The sequence below is a fragment of the Pseudomonas sp. LBUM1671 genome, assembly GCF_059695685.1.
Genome location: NZ_CP166782.1, coordinates 2,863,371 through 2,881,905, shown reverse-complemented (window position 1 = coordinate 2,881,905; position 18,535 = coordinate 2,863,371). Strand labels below are relative to the sequence as shown.

The 18,535-nt window shown below is 60.7% G+C and carries 10 protein-coding genes and 1 pseudogene; 2 read left to right on the top strand and 9 right to left on the bottom strand.

From position 1 onward, the window contains the following. Positions 1-171 precede the first annotated feature (171 nt). Positions 172-1,602, top strand: a complete 1,431-nt coding sequence (gene ccoG, locus ACA060_RS13350) for a cytochrome c oxidase accessory protein CcoG (protein ID WP_497317803.1) — start codon at positions 172-174, stop codon at positions 1,600-1,602. 150 nt (positions 1,603-1,752) lie between these two features. Beyond that, positions 1,753-3,162 (top strand): GntR family transcriptional regulator MpaR, encoded by a 1,410-nt coding sequence (gene mapR / locus ACA060_RS13345; protein ID WP_497317801.1) that lies wholly within the window; start codon positions 1,753-1,755, stop codon positions 3,160-3,162. Between the two features lie 151 nt (positions 3,163-3,313). Here the strand turns inward: mapR and ACA060_RS13340 are convergent, their stop codons facing one another. From ACA060_RS13340 to ACA060_RS13300, 9 genes and pseudogenes are all read right to left on the bottom strand, one after another. Continuing rightward, positions 3,314-4,060 (bottom strand): SDR family oxidoreductase, encoded by a 747-nt coding sequence (locus ACA060_RS13340; protein ID WP_497317799.1) that lies wholly within the window; start codon positions 4,058-4,060, stop codon positions 3,314-3,316. Positions 4,061-4,152: 92 nt separating this feature from the next. Continuing rightward, on the bottom strand, positions 4,153-6,234 hold the full coding sequence (locus tag ACA060_RS13335; protein ID WP_109630718.1) for a putative bifunctional diguanylate cyclase/phosphodiesterase: 2,082 nt from the start codon (positions 6,232-6,234) through the stop codon (positions 4,153-4,155). A gap of 302 nt (positions 6,235-6,536) precedes the next feature. Continuing rightward, positions 6,537-8,019: pseudogene (locus ACA060_RS13330) on the bottom strand (efflux transporter outer membrane subunit). Next, positions 8,016-11,123, bottom strand: a complete 3,108-nt coding sequence (locus ACA060_RS13325) for an efflux RND transporter permease subunit (protein ID WP_497317797.1) — start codon at positions 11,121-11,123, stop codon at positions 8,016-8,018. Before ACA060_RS13325 ends, ACA060_RS13330 begins: the two are co-directional and overlap by 4 nt. Continuing rightward, on the bottom strand, positions 11,120-14,224 hold the full coding sequence (locus tag ACA060_RS13320; RefSeq protein WP_497317795.1) for an MdtB/MuxB family multidrug efflux RND transporter permease subunit: 3,105 nt from the start codon (positions 14,222-14,224) through the stop codon (positions 11,120-11,122). The genes ACA060_RS13325 and ACA060_RS13320 overlap by 4 nt, the downstream gene beginning before the upstream one ends. Beyond that, complete coding sequence (locus tag ACA060_RS13315) at positions 14,221-15,537, bottom strand: MdtA/MuxA family multidrug efflux RND transporter periplasmic adaptor subunit (protein ID WP_497317793.1); 1,317 nt, start codon at positions 15,535-15,537, stop codon at positions 14,221-14,223. The genes ACA060_RS13320 and ACA060_RS13315 overlap by 4 nt, the downstream gene beginning before the upstream one ends. A gap of 179 nt (positions 15,538-15,716) precedes the next feature. Beyond that, a complete protein-coding gene (gene tpx / locus ACA060_RS13310; RefSeq protein ID WP_010459910.1) occupies positions 15,717-16,217 on the bottom strand; it encodes a thiol peroxidase in 501 nt (166 codons plus the stop codon). Between the two features lie 246 nt (positions 16,218-16,463). Beyond that, entirely contained in the window at positions 16,464-16,907 is a 444-nt protein-coding gene (locus ACA060_RS13305) for an SRPBCC family protein (protein ID WP_497317791.1), read from the bottom strand. A 56-nt stretch (positions 16,908-16,963) separates the two neighbouring features. Continuing rightward, positions 16,964-18,523, bottom strand: coding sequence for an S-type pyocin domain-containing protein (locus ACA060_RS13300; protein WP_497317789.1), 1,560 nt, complete (start codon positions 18,521-18,523; stop codon positions 16,964-16,966). Between the last annotated feature and the right edge of the window lie 12 nt (positions 18,524-18,535).

Sequence of the window (18,535 nt, the reverse complement as noted above, 5' to 3'; positions counted from 1 at the left end):
GGCGCCTGTTATAGGCGTCTGCGTCCCGCTGTGACGGGGTGCATCAAGTTGTCGCAGGCAGCGGATCAAAGTCCATCTGATCCGCTTTTTATTGCAATACCTGAGTCTGTTATGCAAACAGATCGCTGGTCATAGTGCTCATGCCTGATGGAGGCTGATGAGCGAAAGACCATGAGCGAAAGAATCCCCGTCCGAACCGTAGAAAGCGTCCCTTTAGTACAGAGCTTTGAGCCTTCGCGTCCAAAGATGAAGGCCAAGTCCAGCGACAACCTGATCCACACCCGCAGCTTCACCGGCCTGTTCCGCACTTTGCGCCTGAGCGGCGCAGGATTTCTGTTTTTGCTGTTTTTCGGCACCGTGTGGCTGAACTGGGGCGACCGTCAGGCGGTGCTCTGGGACCTTTCCGAGAGCAAATTCCACATCTTCGGCGCGACCTTCTGGCCCCAGGATTTCATCCTGCTCTCAGCGCTGTTGATCATTGCTGCGTTCGGCCTGTTCGCGATCACCGTGTTCGCCGGTCGCGTCTGGTGCGGTTACACCTGCCCGCAGAGTTCCTGGACCTGGATCTTTATGTGGTGCGAGAAGATCACTGAAGGCGAACGCAACCAGCGCATCAAGCTGCAAGCCGCGCCATGGGGCTTGAACAAACTGGTCCGCCGCTCGGCCAAGCACACGCTGTGGCTGGCCATCAGCCTGCTCACCGGGCTGACCTTTGTCGGCTACTTCACCCCGATCCGGCCCCTGGCTGAAGAGATGCTGACCCTGCAAATGGGCGGTGTCAGTCTGTTTTGGGTGCTGTTTTTTACCGGTGCGACTTACATCAACGCCGGGTGGCTGCGTGAAGCGGTGTGCATGCACATGTGCCCGTATGCGCGGTTCCAGAGCGTGATGTTCGACAAGGACACCCTGACCATTTCCTACGACGTCGCCCGCGGTGAAAACCGTGGCCCGCGCAAACGTGAAGTGAAACCGGCCGAGGTGGGCCTGGGGGATTGCATCGATTGCCAACTGTGCGTGCAGGTCTGCCCGACCGGGATCGACATTCGTGACGGTTTGCAGATGGAATGCATCGGCTGCGCGGCGTGTATCGACGCCTGCGATTCGATCATGGACAAAATGGGCTACGCCCGTGGCTTGATCAGCTATACCTCGGAGCATGAGTTGCAAGGTGGCAAGACTCATCTGCTGCGGCCGCGGCTGATCGGTTACACGGCGGTGCTGCTGGTGATGATCGGTGCCCTCGCCCTCGCGCTGGTCGAACGGCCGATGGTGTCGCTGGACGTGAGCAAGGACCGTGGCCTGTTCCGCGAGAACAGTCAGGGGCAGATCGAAAACATCTACAGTTTGAAGGTCATCAACAAGACCCAGCTGCGTCAGGATTACCGGCTGAGCCTGGTGGACGGCGAAGGCTTCGTCCTGCAAGGCAAGACCGAGCTGAGCCTGGCGCCGGGTGAGATTGTCGATGTGCCGGTGTCGGTGGCCATGACCACCGAACGGCCAAGCAGCAGCTCGCAGACGATCAATTTCAAGATTGCCGACAGCGACGAACCGGACATTTATAGCGTGGCCAAAAGCCGGTTTGTTGCGCCGATGAACCGTTGATCCCTTAGACTGCGGTGCCCTGTGGCGAGGGGGCTTGCCCCGTTCGGCTGCGTAGCAGTCGTAAATTCTGGGGGCGCTTCGCACCCCAACGGGAGCAAGCTCCCTCGCCACAACAGCGTACCCATTGAATTACTTCACACCAGGCACTCGATGAAACGCTACGAAAAATTCGCCGACGACATCGCTGAACTGATCCGCTCCGGCGTCCTCGGCCCCGGTCAGCGCGTGCCGTCGGTGCGCTATGCCAGCCAGACGTATGGGGTCAGCCCGTCCACCGTGTTCCAGGCCTATTACCTGCTTGAACGCCGGGGCCTGATCCGCGCCCGGCCGCGTTCCGGCTACTTCGTCAACGCGCACGCGCCGAGCCCGTTCTCGGAGCCGGTGATCAGCAGCCAGGTCAACGAATCCACCGAAGTCGACGTCAGCGAACTGGTGTTCTCGGTCCTCGACTCGATCAAGGACCCAACCACCGTCCCCTTTGGCTCGGCCTTCCCCAGCCCGACGCTGTTCCCGTTACAGCGCCTGTCCCGTTCCCTGGCCAGCGCCGCCCGGGACATGGACCCGCGCATGGTCGTCACCGACATGTCACCGGGCAACCCGCAATTGCGACGCCAGATTGCCCTGCGCTACATGGTCGGCGGGCTGATGCTGCCGATGGAAGAACTGCTGATCACCAACGGCGCGCTGGAAGCCCTGAACCTGTGCCTGCAAGCGGTCACCGAACCCGGCGACCTGGTGGCCATTGAAGCGCCGGCGTTCTATGCCTGCCTGCAAATCCTGGAGCGGCTTAAACTGAAAGCCGTCGAAATCCCGGTGCACCCGCGTGACGGTATCGACCTGGGCGTACTCGCGCAAACCCTGGAACGCCACCCGATCAAGGCCTGCTGGTGCATGACCAGTTTCCAGAACCCGATGGGCGCCACCATGCCCGAGGCGAAGAAGCAGGAGCTGGTCGAGTTGTTGCGCAGCCATCAGGTGCCCCTGATCGAAGATGACGTCTACGCCGAACTCTATTACGGCCAGCAGGCGCCGAAACCGGCCAAGGCGTTTGATACCGAAGGGCTGGTGATGCATTGCGGTTCCTTCGCCAAGAGCCTGGCCCCCGGCTACCGCATCGGCTGGGTTGCCGCTGGGCGTTACGCGCAGAAGATCGAGCGCCTTAAACTCATGACCTCGCTGTGCGCCTCGATGCCGGCCCAAGCCGCCATCGCCGACTACCTGCAACACGGCGGCTACGACCGACACCTGCGCAAACTGCGCTACGCCCTGGAAGAACAGCAAAGCGCCATGCTCGCCGCCATCGCCCGCTACTTCCCGGCACAGACGCGCGTCAGCCAACCGGCCGGCGGCTATTTCCTGTGGCTGGAACTGCCGCCGCAGATGGATTCGCTGAAGTTGTTTCAGATGGCACTGGCGCAAGGCATCAGCATCGCGCCGGGGCCGATCTTTTCACCGACGCAGCGGTTCAGGAATTGTATTCGGCTGAATTATGGGAGCCCGTGGACCGAGGAGTCGGAGAAGGCGATGGAGACGTTGGGGCGGATAGTGCGGTCGTTCTGAGGGTTTGATGTCGTTTGGGCTACCGTCATCGCGAGCAGGCTCGCTCCCACAGTGGATTGATGTGAACACAGTATTTGTGAACAACACTAACCCCCTGTGGGAGCGAGCCTGCTCGCGATGAGGTCAGATCCGGCAAAAAGAATCTTTGGGTTTAACGCCCGCCCCCCAGATCAACAAAAGTCCCGGTCGCATACGACGCCTTGTCCGACAGCAACCAGATAATCGCCTCCGCCACTTCATCCGGCCGCCCCCCGCGAGCCATCGGGATCGCCGACTCCAGCTTGCTGACCCGATCCGGATCACCGCTCAACGCATGGAAATCGGTGTAGATAAACCCCGGTCGCACCGCATTGACGCGAATCCCCTCGCCCGCCACTTCCTTGGACAGACCGATGGTGAAGCTGTCCAGCGCGCCTTTCGACGCGGCGTAATCCACATACTCATTAGGCGAGCCCAAACGCGAAGCCACTGAGGACACGTTGACGATGCTGCCGCCCTGCCCGCCATGTTTGGGCGACATGCGCATGACCGCGTGCTTGGCGCAGAGGATCGGTGCCAGGACGTTGGTCTTGAGGGTTTTGAGAATGCGGAATTCGGACATTTCGTCGACTCGGGACTTGTGCCCGACGGTGCCGGCGTTGTTCACCAGCGCGGTAACTCGACCCAGTTCGGTGTCCACCCGGTGGAACAGACTGATCACTTCGTCTTCGATGCTGACGTCGGCGCGCACCGCGATGGCTTGAGCGCCCAAAGCGCGGACTTGCGCCAATACGCCATGCGCGGCCGATTCGTCGGATTGATAGTTGATACAGATCCGATAGCCAAGCTCAGCGGCCAGCAGCGCGGTTGCCGCGCCGATACCACGGCCTCCGCCGGTGATGACAATGACTTTGTCCATGCTGACTTTCCCCCTTCACGCGTAAGCAGTCGGGGCCAAGAATACCCGCCATTGCACGGATTTGCATGGACTCACATCAATCACAACGGTATTCAAGCCGTCGCCAATCGTTCCCCGCGAACAATGTCGGCCATGAAGCGATCCGCCGGCAGCGGGTGTCCGAGCAGGTAGCCCTGCAACGAATCGCAACCGAGTTTGGTCAGGAAGTCTTGCTGGACGCCGGTCTCCACGCCCTCGGCGACGATGCGCAAGCCCAACGCCTGGCCGAGGGCGACGATGGCCGAGACGATGGCGGCGTCGTCACTGTCGTGTTCCAGATCGCGGACGAAACCGCGGTCGATCTTCAGTTCGTTGGCCGGCAGTCGCTTAAGGTACATCAAGCTCGAATAACCGGTGCCGAAGTCGTCGATGGACAGGTCGACGCCCATTTCCGAGAGTTCCTGGAGCACCGTCATGCTCGCATCGGCATCACTCATGGCGGTGGTTTCAGTGATTTCCAGGGTCAGGCTATTGGCCGGCAGCTTATGCGTGGCCAAGGCTTTGGAGACGCTCTTGACCAGACCCGCATGGCAGAACTGCAACGCAGAGAGGTTCACCGCAATGCGCCAGTCGGTATAGCCGAGCACGTACCACTCGCGCATCTGGCGGCAGGCTTCGTTCAGCACCCATTCACCAATGGGAATGATCAGCCCGGTCCTTTCCGCCAGATCGATGAACTTGTCCGGCAGCAGCATGCCCTGGGTCGGATGCTCCCAACGCAGCAGCGCTTCGGCGCCTACCGGGCGACCATTGCCGGCGTCGAACTTGGGCTGGTAATAGAGGCTGAACTGCTGCTGTTCGAGGGCATTGCGCAAATCCTGCAGCAATTGCAGCTGTTTGCGCGCGTTGCTGTTCATCGACGCGTCGAAGAAGCTGTAGCCGTTTTTCCCGGCGCCCTTGGCGTGGTACATCGCCGCGTCGGCGTTCATCAGCAATTCCTGGGCGGTCTGGCCGTTGCCCGGGTACAACGCGATGCCGAGGCTGGCGGAAATCTGCAGGTCGTGTTCGGCGACCCGGAACGCACTACCGATCAGCCCGACCTGCCGCGCTGCCACGTTCAGCGCGTCGTTTGGCTCGCTGAGGCGCACCAGCAGGACGAATTCATCGCCGCCGATGCGCGCCAAAGTGTCCTGACTGCGCATGTCCTCGCGCAAACGCAAACCAACTTCGCGCAACAACTGATCGCCCATGTGGTGGCCGAAGGCATCGTTGACCGGTTTGAAGCCGTCGAGGTCTATGAACATCAGCGCAAAACAACCGCCCTGCTCCTGGACCTTGGACATGGCCTGCTCGATGCGGTCGGCCAGCAACATGCGATTGGGCAAACCGGTGAGGGTGTCGTGCAGGGCCAGTTGGGTCAGTTCGCGGTTGGCTTCCGTCAGCGAGCGCGCCAGATCGGCGGTGCGAGCCTCAAGACGCGCATCGAGTACCGAAGTCAGCAAGGCGATGCTCAACACCGCGAGCGTGGTGATCAGCACCAGGTTGTCCAGGCCCTTGCCGTTCAAGCCGCTGATGGCGGCGCCACAGAAACTGCCGTCCGGGAAGCGCGCCGCGGCCATGGCCGTGTAGTGCATGCCGACGATGGCGAGGCCCATGATCACCGCCGCACCGGCGCGAAGCAGGCCTACGTATGGCGTGTGCTGACGCAGGCGGAAGGCGATCCATAACGCCGCACCGGAGGCGCCAACGGCGATGAGCAGTGACGCACCAAACAGCGTCGGGTCGTAATCGATGCCCGGCTGCATGTGCATGGCGGCCATGCCGGTGTAATGCATGGCGCTGATCCCGGCGCCCATGAGCAACGCGCCGAACCCCAGTTGCCAGGACGGCAGCCGGGGCTGGCTGACCAGCCACAGGGCAAAGCCGCAGGACAGGATCGCGGTCAACAGCGAGAGTGCCGTGAGGGTGAAGTCGTAACCCAGGTCGATGGGCAATGTGAACGCGAGCATGCCGATAAAGTGCATCGACCACACGCCAACGCCCATGGCAAAGGCGCCGCCCGCCGTCCATAGAAACACGGCGCGGCCTTTGGCGGTCGCGATGCGCTCGGTCAGGTCGAGCGCGGTATAAGAGGCGAGGATCGCTACGCAGAGCGAAATGATTACCAGCGTGGGGGAATAGCTACCGATGAGCATGTGACTATCTCGCGATCGCCCTCCCGTACTGCTTCCGTTCTCGGGAGGGCAAAACGGGCGATTGTACTGATTGCACAAAAGAACGCACTGACAAAAGTAATCAAATGGCCATCAAACCGATGAAACGCTTGTTTGATCGTCGCAAAGCCTCAAGTTGCGAACTTGTGGCGAGGGAGCTTGCTCCCGCTGGACGGCGAAACCGTCCCAAATAGGCAAACGCGGTCGGTCAGGAAGAATGCGTCAGCCGATTTGCGTCTGCTGCGCAGCCGAGCGGGAGCAAGCTCCCTCGCCACAGGGTTGCTCTACTTGTTTTCGCTTACCTGAAGCGCTCCGTCCCAGCCACCACCCAGCGCCGCAATCAGCTGCACACTGGCAATCAACCGACTCTGTAACAGGCTCAACACGCTGCGTTCATTACTCAACGCGGTGGCCTGGACAACCACCACGTCCAGGTACGCAATCACCCCGGCCTTGTACTGGTTTTGCGTCAAACGAAGGGATTCACGCGCGGCATCCAGTGCTTCCTGGCGCACGCCGGCTTCGTCTTCCAGCACCTTGAGTTGCACCAGGTAGTTTTCCACCTCGCGAAAACCATCGAGCACGGTCTGGCGGTACTTGGCGACGGTTTCGTCGTAAGCGGCCTCGCTGCGATCGACCTCGGCAGATCGCTGGCCGCCATCGAACAGGGTCATGGCCAGTTGCGGCCCCACCGACCAGAAGCGGTTCGGCACGCTGATCCAGTTGGCATAGGTGCTGCTGCTATAACCGCCATTCAGACTCAGGGTCAGGTCCGGGTAGTAGGCAGCCTTGGCCACGCCGATGTTGGCGTTGGCCGCCATCACCGAACGCTCGGCGGAAGCGATGTCCGGGCGACGCTCGAGCAACTGCGAAGGCAGGCCCAGCGGTACTTCGGGCAACGCCGGAATATTCTTGGTTTCGGCCAGGTCGAACTCGGCTGGCGGTAGCCCGATCAGCACGGCAATGGCGTTTTCGAACTGAGCACGTTGCCAGATCAGGTCGACCATGTCCGCCTGGGTGCTTTTGAGCTGCGTTTGCGCCTGGGCCACCGCGTCCTTGCCGGAGACGCCGGCGCGGTACTGGTTTTCGGTCATTTTCAGCGAGCGCTGATAGGCCTCGACGGTCGCTTCCAGCAGGCGCTTTTGTTCGTCAATCACCCGCAGTTGCAGGTAGTTCTGCACCAGCTCCGATTGCTGACTGAGGCGCATCGCCGCCAGATCCGCAAAACTGGCCTCGGCGTTGGCGGTGTCGGCTTCAAGGCCTCGGCGCAACTTGCCCCAGATGTCCGCTTCCCAACTGACCCCGGCTTGCGCCGTGTAGGTGTCACGAATACCGCTGGAGGAACTGGTCAGGCTTGAACTGCTGCTGCCGGTGCCCTGGCTGGAGCGGTTTTTTCCCGACGGTCAGATCCACCGTCGGGAAAAACGCACCCCGGGCGCTGCGCACCAAGGCCTGGGCCTGACGGTACTGGGCTTCAGACTGGGCGACGGTCTGGTTGGAGCTGTTGAGTTTTTCGATCAGGCCATTGAGCTGCTGATCGCCATACAACTCCCACCAGGCGCCGCGGGCCAGGGAATCACTCGGGCTGGCCTGACGCCAGCCGGCGGCTTCCTTGTATTGCACCGGCGCGGCGGCTGGCGGGCGCTGGTAGTCGGGGCCGACAGCGCAAGCGCTGAGCATCGCCACGCACAGCGCCAGGCTCAGCAAGCGCGAGCCCCGGGCTGCGGCCAACGGCGTGGCCAGATTGATAAGCGAACGGTCAGTCATAGCGGAGTTTCCAGAGCAGCATCGGTACGCACTCCACGCCATTTGTTGAAGCGATGGCGCAGTTTATCGAGATAGAGGTAAACCACCGGGGTGGTGTAAAGGGTCAACACCTGGCTGAAGATCAGCCCGCCAATGATGGTCAGACCCAGCGGCTGACGCATTTCCGCCCCTTCGGCACGGCTCAGCAGCAACGGCAACGCGCCGAGGATCGCCGCCAGGGTGGTCATCAGAATCGGTCGCAGACGTTGCAGGCAAGCACTGCGAATCGACTCCAGCGGAGCCATGCCCTGATGACGCTCCAATTGCAGCGCCAGGTCGATCATCAGAATGGCGTTTTTCTTCACCACGCCGATCAGCAGGAACAACCCGAGCAACGAAATCAGGCTGAACTCACCACCCAGCGCATAAATCGACAGCAACGCGCCGACCCCGGCCGACGGCAACGTGGACAAGATGGTCAGCGGATGGATGTAGCTTTCATACAGCACACCCAGCACCAGATACACCGCCACCAGTGCGCCGAGAATCATCCACGGCTGGCTCTTCTGCGTGGCCGCAAAGGCATCGGCGGTGCCGGCCATTTTCGCGATCACACTTTCCGGCAGGCCGACCTTGGCAATCGCGCGCTCAATGGCGGCACTGCCCTGCTCCACCGTGACGCCTTCCGCCATGTCGAAGGCAATGCTTTCGGAGGCGAACTGGCCTTCGTGGCTGACCCGGTCGTCTTCCAGGCTGTTTTCGTAATGGGCAATGGTCGACAGCGGAATCCGCGCACCGTCGGCGGTGATCACTTGCACTTGCTTGAGCGTGATCGGGTCCTGGGCGTATTTCGGATTGACCTCCATCACCACTTGGTACTGATTGAGACTGTCGTAAATCGTCGAGATCTGCCGCTGGCTGTAAGCGTTGTTCAGTACCGAGGTGACCATGTCCATGTCGACGCCCAGGCGCTTGGCCTGATCGCGATCGACGATCAGGGTCACTTGCTGTGCCCCCCGCCCTTCACGGGCATCAATCGCCGTCAGCTCCGGCAACGCTTTCAGAGCGGTGACGACTTTCGGGTACCACTCGCGCAAATCACCGAGGTCGCCGCTTTGCAGGATGTAGGAATACTGCGACGTGGTTTGTTCACGACCGCCGCCGAATTGCAGGTCCTGATCGGCCATCAGCATCAATTGCGCGCCAGCGACCTTGGGCATTTCCTTACGCAGGCGCTCGATGACTTTCTGCGCGGAAATGTTGCGTTCCTTGATCGGTTTCAAGCGCACCAGCATGAAGGCGTTGTTGGTGCCGTTGGTGCCGCCGATGAAACCGGCGACGCTTTGCACCGCGTCGTCCTTGAGCACGGCACGGCGGAAGATTTCCATTTTCGGCTGCATCACGGTGAACGACAGACCGTCGTCGCCGCGCACGAAACCGATCAGTTGACCGGTATCCTGTTGCGGCATAAAAGTTTTAGGAACAACGACATACAGGGCGATGTTAACGCCGACCGTCACGATCAGGCTGAGCAAAGTCAACCGGCGGTGACGCAATACCCAGTCGAGGCTGGTCGCGTATTTGCCGACCATCCACTCGTTGGCCCGCTGACTCCAGCGCTGCAAACGGTTTTCCTGCCCCGGCGTGTGCGGCTTGAGCCAACGGGCGCAAAGCATCGGCGTCAGTGTCAACGAGACTATCAGCGAGACCACGATGGACGCCGCCAACGTGATGGAAAACTCGCGGAACAGGCTTTCGACGATCCCGCCCATGAACAGGATCGACAGGAACACCGCCACCAGCGAGACGTTCATCGACAGCAACGTAAAGCCGACTTCCTCAGCCCCCAGGTAGGCGGCCTTCATCGGCGGTACGCCTTCATCGATGTGCCGGGAAATGTTCTCCAGCACCACGATGGCGTCATCCACCACCAGTCCGGTGGCCAGGATCAGCGCCATCAGCGACAGATTGTTCAGGGAGAACCCATAGAGGTACATCACCGCAAAGGTGCCGACCAGCGACACCGGCACCGCCAGGGTCGGAATCAGCGAGGCGCGGAAGTTACCGAGAAACAGGAACACCACCAGAATCACCAGCGCCACGGCGATCAGCAGAGTCATTTCCGCTTCGTGCAAGGTCGCCTTGATCACTGGTGACCGGTCCATTGCCAGGTTCAATTTGACGCTGGCCGGCAGCACCGCCTGCAACGCTGGCAACTGCGCCTTGATTTCGTTGACCGTCTCGATGATGTTGGCGCCGGCCTGGCGGTTGATCACCAGCAGCACCGCCGCGTCATTGTTGAAGAAGCCGCTGTTGTAGCGGTCCTCGACGCCATCGCTGACCTTGGCCACGTCCCTCAGGCGCAACGCGGCGCCGTCCGCGTAGTGGATGATCAGCGACTCGTAATCCTTGGCTTTTTCCAGTTGATCGTTGGCCTGCACCTGCCACAACCGCTGGCCGTCTTCGACCGAGCCCTTGGGCCGGCGCACGTTGGCGTTGGCGATGGTGTTGCGCACATCGTCCAGGGCCACGCCGTATTGGTTGAGCGCCTGGGGTTCGAGTTCGATGCGCACCGCCGGCAAGGAGCTGCCGCCGATCTGCACTTCACCGACGCCCTGCACCTGGGACAGGCTCTGGGAAAGAATGGTCGAGGCCAAATCGTAGAGCTGGCCTTTTTCCAGCACATCGGAGGTCAGCGACAGCACCATGATCGGTGCCTGGGACGGGTTGACCTTCTTGTAGGTCGGCATGCTGCGCATCCCGCTCGGCAGCAGGTTGCGCGAGGCGTTGATCGCCGCCTGCACTTCCCGGGCCGCGCCGTTGATGTCGCGGTCCAGGTCGAACTGCAAAATCACCCGGGTCGAGCCCTGGCTGGAGCGGCTGCTCATGGTGTTGACGCCGGCGATGGCGCCGAAAGAGCGTTCCAGCGGCGTGGCCACGGTCGAGGCCATCACTTCAGGGCTGGCGCCCGGCAGACTGGCCTGGACCACGATCACCGGAAAGTCCATCTGCGGCAACGGCGCCACCGGCAACAGGCCGAAGCTCACGCCGCCCAGCAGCATGATCGCCAGGCTCAGCAACATGGTCGCGACCGGGCGCTTGATGAAAGGTCCGGACAGGTTCATGGCTGCTCGACCGCTTCCGCGGCTTCAGACTTGCGACCCCAGCGCCGGCCGAGGCGGTCAAAATACAGATAGATCACCGGCGTGGTGAACAGCGTCAGCACCTGGCTCAACAACAGGCCACCGACCATTACCAGACCCAACGGCTGGCGCAATTCCGCGCCGGAACCAGTGGCCAGCATCAACGGCACCGCGCCAAACAACGCGGCCAACGTGGTCATCAAAATCGGCCGGAAACGCAACAGCGCCGCTTGATAGATCGCTGTTTCCGGGTCCATGCCCTGGTTGCGTTCAGCGTCGAGGGCGAAGTCGATCATCATGATCGCGTTCTTTTTCACAATGCCAATCAGCAAAATGATGCCGATGATCGCGATCATCCCCAGATCATTACCGCTCAACAGCAGCGCCAGCAAAGCGCCGACCGCCGCCGAGGGCAAGGTCGAAAGGATGGTGATCGGGTGGATGTAGCTCTCGTAGAGCACGCCAAGCACGATGTACATGGTCACCACCGCCGCGAGAATCAGCAGCAAGGTGCTCGACAACGAGGCCTGGAACGCCTCGGCCGCGCCCTGGAACTGAGTCTGCACGCCAATCGGCATGCCGATGTCTTTCTGCACCTGCTCGATGATTTCCACCGCATGCCCCAGCGCCACGCCGGGTGCCAGGTTGAACGACATCATCACCGCCGGGAACTGGCCGATATGCGTGATCGCCAACTGCGCCTGCCGCTCCTCGATGTGCGCCAGGCTGGACAGGCGCACTTGCCCGCCGTCGGTGGTCTTGACGTGAATCTGGTTCAACGCGTCCGGGCCAATCTTCTCGCCGGACTGCGATTGCAGCACCACGCGGTATTGGCTGGCCTGGGTGTAAATAGTTGAAATCTGCCGCTGGCCGAAGGCGTCGTACAGCGCATCGGTGATGTTCGACACCGATACACCGACCCGCGACGCTGCATCGCGGTCGATCACCAGATAGACCTGCAAGCCCTTGTCCTGCAGGTCGCTGGCGACGTCGGTCAACTCAGGCCGTTGCGCCAGTGCGTCTACCAGACGACCGCTCCACAGGCTGAGCAACTCGGAATCCGGCGACGACATGCTGAACTGGTATTGCGTGCGGCTGACGCGGTCTTCAATGGTCAGGTCCTGCACCGGCTGCATGAACAGGCGAATACCGACCAGCTTGTCCAGTTCCGGTTGCAGGCGGGCGATCACTTCGGTGGCGCTCAGGTCGCGGTTGCTGTGGGACTTGAGATTGATCAGCAGGCGACCGCTGTTGAGCGTCGAGTTGTCGCCGTCGACGCCGATGTAAGACGACAGGCTTTCCACCGCCGGATCGGCCAGGATGACCTTGGCCAGTTCCTGCTGACGTTCACTCATCGCGGCAAAGGAAATCGACTGCGGCGCCTCGGAGATGCCCTGGATAACGCCCGTGTCCTGCACCGGGAAAAAGCCCTTGGGCACGACCATGTACAGGAGCACCGTCAGCGCCAACGTGCCGATTGCCACCAGCAATGTCAGCGGCTGATGCTTGAGAACCCACTTTAACTTGCGCCCGTAAGTCGCGATCATCCAATCAATTGTCGCGCCGCTGGCGCGGTAGAAACGACCCTGTTCTTCTTCCTTGGGTTCACGCTTGAGCAAGCGTGCGCACATCATCGGCGTCAGGGTCAGGGACACCACCAGAGAAATCAGGATCGCCACCGCCAGGGTGATGGCGAACTCGCGGAATAGCCGCCCTACCACGTCGGCCATGAACAGCAGCGGAATCAGTACCGCGATCAGCGACAGGGTCAGGGAAATCAGGGTGAAGCCGATCTGCTTGGCGCCCTTGAGCGCGGCATTCAAGGGACTGTCCCCTTCTTCGATAAACCGGGAAATGTTCTCCAGCATCACGATCGCATCGTCCACCACGAAACCGGTGGCAATGGTCAGGGCCATCAGGGTCAGGTTGTTGACCGAGAAACCGGCGAGGTACATCACGCCGAAGGTGCCGATCAACGACAGCGGCACGGCCACCGACGGAATGATCGTGGCACTGGCCCGACGCAGGAACAGGAACGTGACCATCACCACCAGCGCGATGGCGATCAACAATTCGTGTTGCACGTCGGTGACCGAGGCGCGGATGGTCTGGGTGCGGTCGGTGAGGACCGTAACGTCGAGACCGGCCGGCAGGTTGTCGGTGATGCTCGGCAGCAAGGCCTTGATCCGGTCGACCACTTCAATGACGTTGGCCCCGGGTTGACGCTGAATGTTCAGCAACACGGCCTGGTTTTCATTGGCCCACGCTGCCAGACGTTCGTTTTCTGCGCCGTCGACGATCTCGGCCACGTCCTTGAGGCGTAACGGCGCGCCGTTGGCGTAGGCCAGGATCAGGTTGGCATAGTCCTTGGGCGAGGTCAGTTGATCGTTGGCATCGAGCATCGACACCCGGGTCGGGCCGTCGAAGTTGCCCTTGGGCTGGTTGACGTTGGACGCGCCGATCAGGGTCCGCACGTCCGACAGGTTCAAGCCATTGGCCGCCAACGCTTCCGGGTTGACCTTGATCCGCACCGCCTGACGCTGGCCGCCGGCAATGCTGACCATGCCGACGCCGCTGATCTGGGCGATTTTCTGCGCCATGCGCGTGTCGACCAAATCATTGAGCTTGGGCAACAGCATGGTTTTGGAGGTGATGGCCAAGGTCAGCACCGGGGTGTCCGCCGGGTTGACCTTGTTGTACACCGGCGGCGCCGGCAAGTCTTTGGGCAGCAGATTGGTCGCGGCGTTGATCGCGGCTTGCACCTGCTGCTCGGCGACGTCCATGTTGATGTCGAGGCTGAAACGCAGGGTCAGCACCGAAGCGCCGCCAGAGCTGGTCGATGCCATCTGGGTCAGCCCGGGCATTTGCCCGAACTGACGCTCCAGCGGCGCGGTCACGGCGCTGGTCATGACATCCGGGCTCGCGCCGGGATACAGCGTCATGACGCGGATGGTCGGGTAATCCACCTGAGGCAATGCCGACACCGGCAGCAGCCGATAGGCGATCACGCCGGCCAGGATGATGGCCAGCATGCTCAGCGTGGTGGCGACCGGGCGAAGGATGAACAGCCGCGAGATGTTCATGCGCCGCCCTTTTTCGCCTTGTCGGTGGTCGCCGGCTCAGTCGAGCTGGCCGCCGATTTGCCTTGCAGGTGGCCGGTCGGGGTGGTCGGCACGTCCTTGGTGTCGTTGACCACTTCCACTTCGCTGCCTTCCTTCAGGCGGTCGGTGCCTTCGAGGACCACGCGATCTCCGGGGGCCAGGCCTTCGGTGATCACGGTGTTTTCACCGTCACTGGCGCCGACTTTCAACTGACGGATCGCGACTTTCTTGTCGCCGTCCAGAGCGTAGACGAAGGTGCCGTTGGTGCCGAACTGAATCGCCGCGGAAGGTGCGAGCACCACATCTTTGAGGGTGTCGGCCAGCAGATGGACGTTGACGAACTGGTTGGGAAACAGCGCCTGATCACGGTTCTCGTAGCGCGCCTTGAATTTCAGGGTGCCGGTGGTCACGTCGATCTGGTTGTCCAGGCTCTGCAACACACCGGTGGCCTGCAACTTGGTGTCGCCACGGTCCCAGGCTTCGGCCGGCAGTTTGGCGCCGGCGCGATAGCGCGCCAGTACGACGTCGAGGCTGTTTTCCGGCAAGGTGAAGGCGACGCTGATCGGCTGGGTCTGGGTGATGATCGCCAGCGCCGTGGTGTCGTTGGCCGCCACCAGGTTACCGACGTCCAGCTGCCGCAGGCCCACACGCCCGGCAATCGGGGCGCGGATCTTGGTGAATTCGAGATTGAGCTTGGCGTCGTTGACCGCCGCCTGGTTGGTCTTGACCGTGCCCTGGTACTGACCGACCAGTGCTTCGGCGGTGTCCAGGGTTTGCTTGGCGATGCTGTCTTCCTTGAACAGGCCGCGATAACGCTCGACGTCGACCTGAGCGTTTTTCAACTGTGCCTGGTTCTGCAGCAGCGTGCCTTCGGCCTGGAGCAAGGCGTTCTGGTAAGGACGCGGGTCGATTTCAGCCAGCAGGTCGCCGGCCTTGACCATCTGCCCTTCTTCGAAAGAGATCTTCATCAATTCGCCGCCAACCCGGCTGCGCACATTGATGGTGTTCAGCGCGGTAACGGTGCCCAGCGCCTTGTAGTACAACGGGAAATCTCCCTTGACCGCCGGCGCCACGCGCACCGGGATCGGCCCGGTCGCCCCGCCGAAGCCCGGACGCATCCCCCCCGACTTGCCGGTGTGGCCGGCCACGGCTTTCGGCGCAGCGCCGTCCTTGTTGGCAGTACCGGCGGGCCAGAATTTCCAGCACAGGCCAGCGATGACCAACAGGACAAGCAGGCCGAGGAGCCAGCGACGAGGTTTACGGGAAGCGGAGGATTGCATGGAATGATCAACCATTGGGCGCGTGAGCTTCTTTCTACAGGAGGCTGAACGATAAGCACTGGTGGGTATTAAGCAAAGCGCCTTTACCGGCAATTTACCTTCGGCTTACGTAACAGGAGGTTTATCTAAGACACTGAAGCACAAATGAAAACGGCCTGGACAGGGCCAGGCCGTTAACAATTGTAATGCTTTACTTATTTCAGAACGGCCAGTGCCGCTTCGTAGTTCGGCTCTTCAGCGATTTCCTTGACCAGTTCGCTGTGCAGCACGTTGTCGTTCTCGTCCAGCACTACGACGGCACGGGCAGTCAGGCCTTTGAGCGGGCCGTCAGCGATGGCCACGCCGTAGTTCTCGATGAACTCGGCACCGCGCAGGGTCGACAGGTTCTGAACGTTTTCCAGGCCTTCAGCGCCGCAGAAGCGAGCTTGAGCGAACGGCAGGTCAGCGGAGATGCACAGCACCACGGTGTTGGCGATGTCGTTGGCCTGGGCGTTGAACTTGCGGACCGAAGTGGCGCAGGTCGGAGTGTCGACGCTTGGGAAGATGTTCAGCACTTTGCGCTTGCCGGCGAAGTTCGCCAGGGTCACGTCGGACAGATTGCCGGCAACCAGGGAAAAGGCTGGCGCCTTGGAACCGGCTTGTGGCAATTGGCCGTTGACTTGAACCGGGGAGCCTTTAAGAGTGACTTGAGCCATGAACGGAGTCCTTCTGACGTTGTTGTGGAGAATTTTGAAGAGGCCGAAGTTAACCACGAAATGGTCCGACGACCTATCCCCTGTACAAAACTTGTATACAACCCAAATCCCTGATGGGAGCGAGCCTTTGTGGCGAGGGGGCTGCCCCCGTTGGACTGCGCAGCAGTCCCCTGAACTTCGGCTATGGCGACGCTTCGCGACCCAACGGGGGCAAGCCCCCTCGCCACAAGGTCCACAGGGTCGGGGTCAGGCCAGCAACCGCAACATATTGCGGTGTCGCGCCTCGAAGATCCGGCGCATATACGCATTTACCAGTAGCGCCTCTGTCAACGCGCCACCGAAAGCCGAATACGTCACATGATCGGTGTACAGCGTACCGCCCTCTCCCGTCTCCACCCGGTGTTCATGACGAAAGGCAGCCATTGGTCCCTTGAGCATTTCATCGATGAAATGATGCTCGCCAACCTCGCGAATCACCACGGTCCAATCGGCAGGTATGAAATTGAACATCCAGTGTCGAAAACGGAACTGGCGCCCGGCTTCGATTCGAAGATTGCTTAAGTCGATATTGCTTAATAGCGTCAGCCGCCCCGGGAAGATCTTCGGAAAGTTGACGCCTTCCAGGCAGTAATCGAGGACTTGCGCCGGTGTCCGGCCGGGGATGAGCGTAGTAATTTGCAACACAGGCATTTGCAGTGACATTCCATTGTTTGACAGGAAGTGAAGTGGCAAGCGTGGCAGGCACATCAATTTATGGTTTCGGGAGTCGGAAACTCTCTTCTGTCCCGGAACATGACGTATAGGGGGTCCACCCCGGAGCCTGTCGGGAAGACAACGATGTAGTCATCGAATTTGATCTCGCTCGTGCCATCAAATGGCTCCAATAACGGAACAGGCGGAGATTGCAAAAAACCCAGGCGATACTCGGTGGTCGACCCCTGGTCCGGTGTGGTTTCAAGCGCCGCAGGTGCGCGCCAGCTGACAGTGACCGGGGCCGGTCCATCGGCGGTGAAACAGTAAGCTTGCATCGAGTCCTTCCAGACCGCGGGGCGCACCTTCACTTTGGACGACAAGGTGTTGCCATTCGTTGGCGTTATGGCCACCTGTAACAGCGTGCTTATCAATCTCACGCCTTGAGACAGCGTCCCTGCGGGAACATCGTATGTACCGCTGATCATCCTGAAAGCAATGTCCACGTCTGCCGCGTTTGCTGCAAGGTCGTGCCAATCATGCCCCTCGATGGGCTGGAACTCGTGCAAAGGCACACACACCGCATACCTGCCAACCTCGGCGCGACTTGAAAATTCCATTCGTAGAACCGCCGCGAATTGACCCTGATGGGCTTCGGTACGGGAGGTGATCTGCCAGGTAAATTCTGCCACCGCAGAACGCACCGATTTTTGCAGAGCGATCCGGTAAATTTCCATTGGCTGTGAAAGCGCCCCATCGATCCACACGCCGGGACGCGAATTGACTTGGCCAAGTGACGCCACCAACAGGCCCGGGGTCTGAACGGGACCCACTCCTCCCTGATAGCGTTGGCGTACCAGTTGGGTTTGCGCATTGATCAGTAACGTTTCAGCCTCGATTTGCAGGTGATTCAGGCGCTGCCTGACGACGCTCAACGTCGCCAGATACCGAGACTCAGTGGCTGTGATCAATTGGGCGATGTTTTGCCACTGTGCATGCTCGGCGCGGCCATAAGTCAAATCGCGTTGGGCAGCGTCCCTTTTGAACTTGAGCCTCATTTCCCAGAACTCGTAGCGCCTGACCACCAGACGTGTATCAAATTCAGCGATTTCGAGACTGCGGATGTCCGCCTCACGCCCACGGATGTCCACTTCAGCGTTCTGTTGGCTGCGCAGATGCTTGATACTGCGCTCTAAAAGGCTTAACGCTGGCTCGACATCATTCTGGGAAGTTGCCACGTCCATGACGACTTTTTGTGCCGCTGCCAGACTTTGAGCGATGCGCAGTTGCGTCACTTGGGCAAACGTCATCGGAGTGGACGGCCAATTGGCATTGGAGCTCGGCATGGGGATGCCCTCGCCCTTGAATGCAGGCTGCCCTTTCTTGTGGTGCCAGTCTTTGACGTAGTACACAACCGAGCCCGTGGTGTGACCGTTGTAATCGTCCTCTGCAGGGTAGAACAACAGATCTGCGCCTTTGGGGTGGCCGACGATCCGGTCGAAGTGGTTGATGAGTCGGTCATGGTCCACTTTAGGCAAATCGACGGCCCATATTCTGTTCACCAACGCCTGGAATTCCGGCTCGGTGTAATCCTTGAGTGTTGCTTTGAGTTCCATCCCTGGTTTTTC

Bases quoted from the DNA above. Each gene is read 5' to 3' on its own strand.
- ccoG (WP_497317803.1), top strand. From the start codon at position 172: ATGAGCGAAAGAATCCCCGTCCGAACCGTAGAAAGCGTCCCTTTAGTA.
- tpx (WP_010459910.1), bottom strand. From the start codon at position 16,217: ATGGCTCAAGTCACTCTTAAAGGCTCCCCGGTTCAAGTCAACGGCCAA.
- ACA060_RS13335 (WP_109630718.1), bottom strand. From the start codon at position 6,234: ATGCTCATCGGTAGCTATTCCCCCACGCTGGTAATCATTTCGCTCTGC.
- ACA060_RS13320 (WP_497317795.1), bottom strand. From the start codon at position 14,224: ATGAACATCTCGCGGCTGTTCATCCTTCGCCCGGTCGCCACCACGCTG.
- ACA060_RS13315 (WP_497317793.1), bottom strand. From the start codon at position 15,537: ATGGTTGATCATTCCATGCAATCCTCCGCTTCCCGTAAACCTCGTCGC.
- ACA060_RS13340 (WP_497317799.1), bottom strand. From the start codon at position 4,060: ATGGACAAAGTCATTGTCATCACCGGCGGAGGCCGTGGTATCGGCGCG.
- ACA060_RS13300 (WP_497317789.1), bottom strand. From the start codon at position 18,523: ATGGAACTCAAAGCAACACTCAAGGATTACACCGAGCCGGAATTCCAG.
- mapR (WP_497317801.1), top strand. From the start codon at position 1,753: ATGAAACGCTACGAAAAATTCGCCGACGACATCGCTGAACTGATCCGC.
- ACA060_RS13305 (WP_497317791.1), bottom strand. From the start codon at position 16,907: ATGCCTGTGTTGCAAATTACTACGCTCATCCCCGGCCGGACACCGGCG.
- ACA060_RS13325 (WP_497317797.1), bottom strand. From the start codon at position 11,123: ATGAACCTGTCCGGACCTTTCATCAAGCGCCCGGTCGCGACCATGTTG.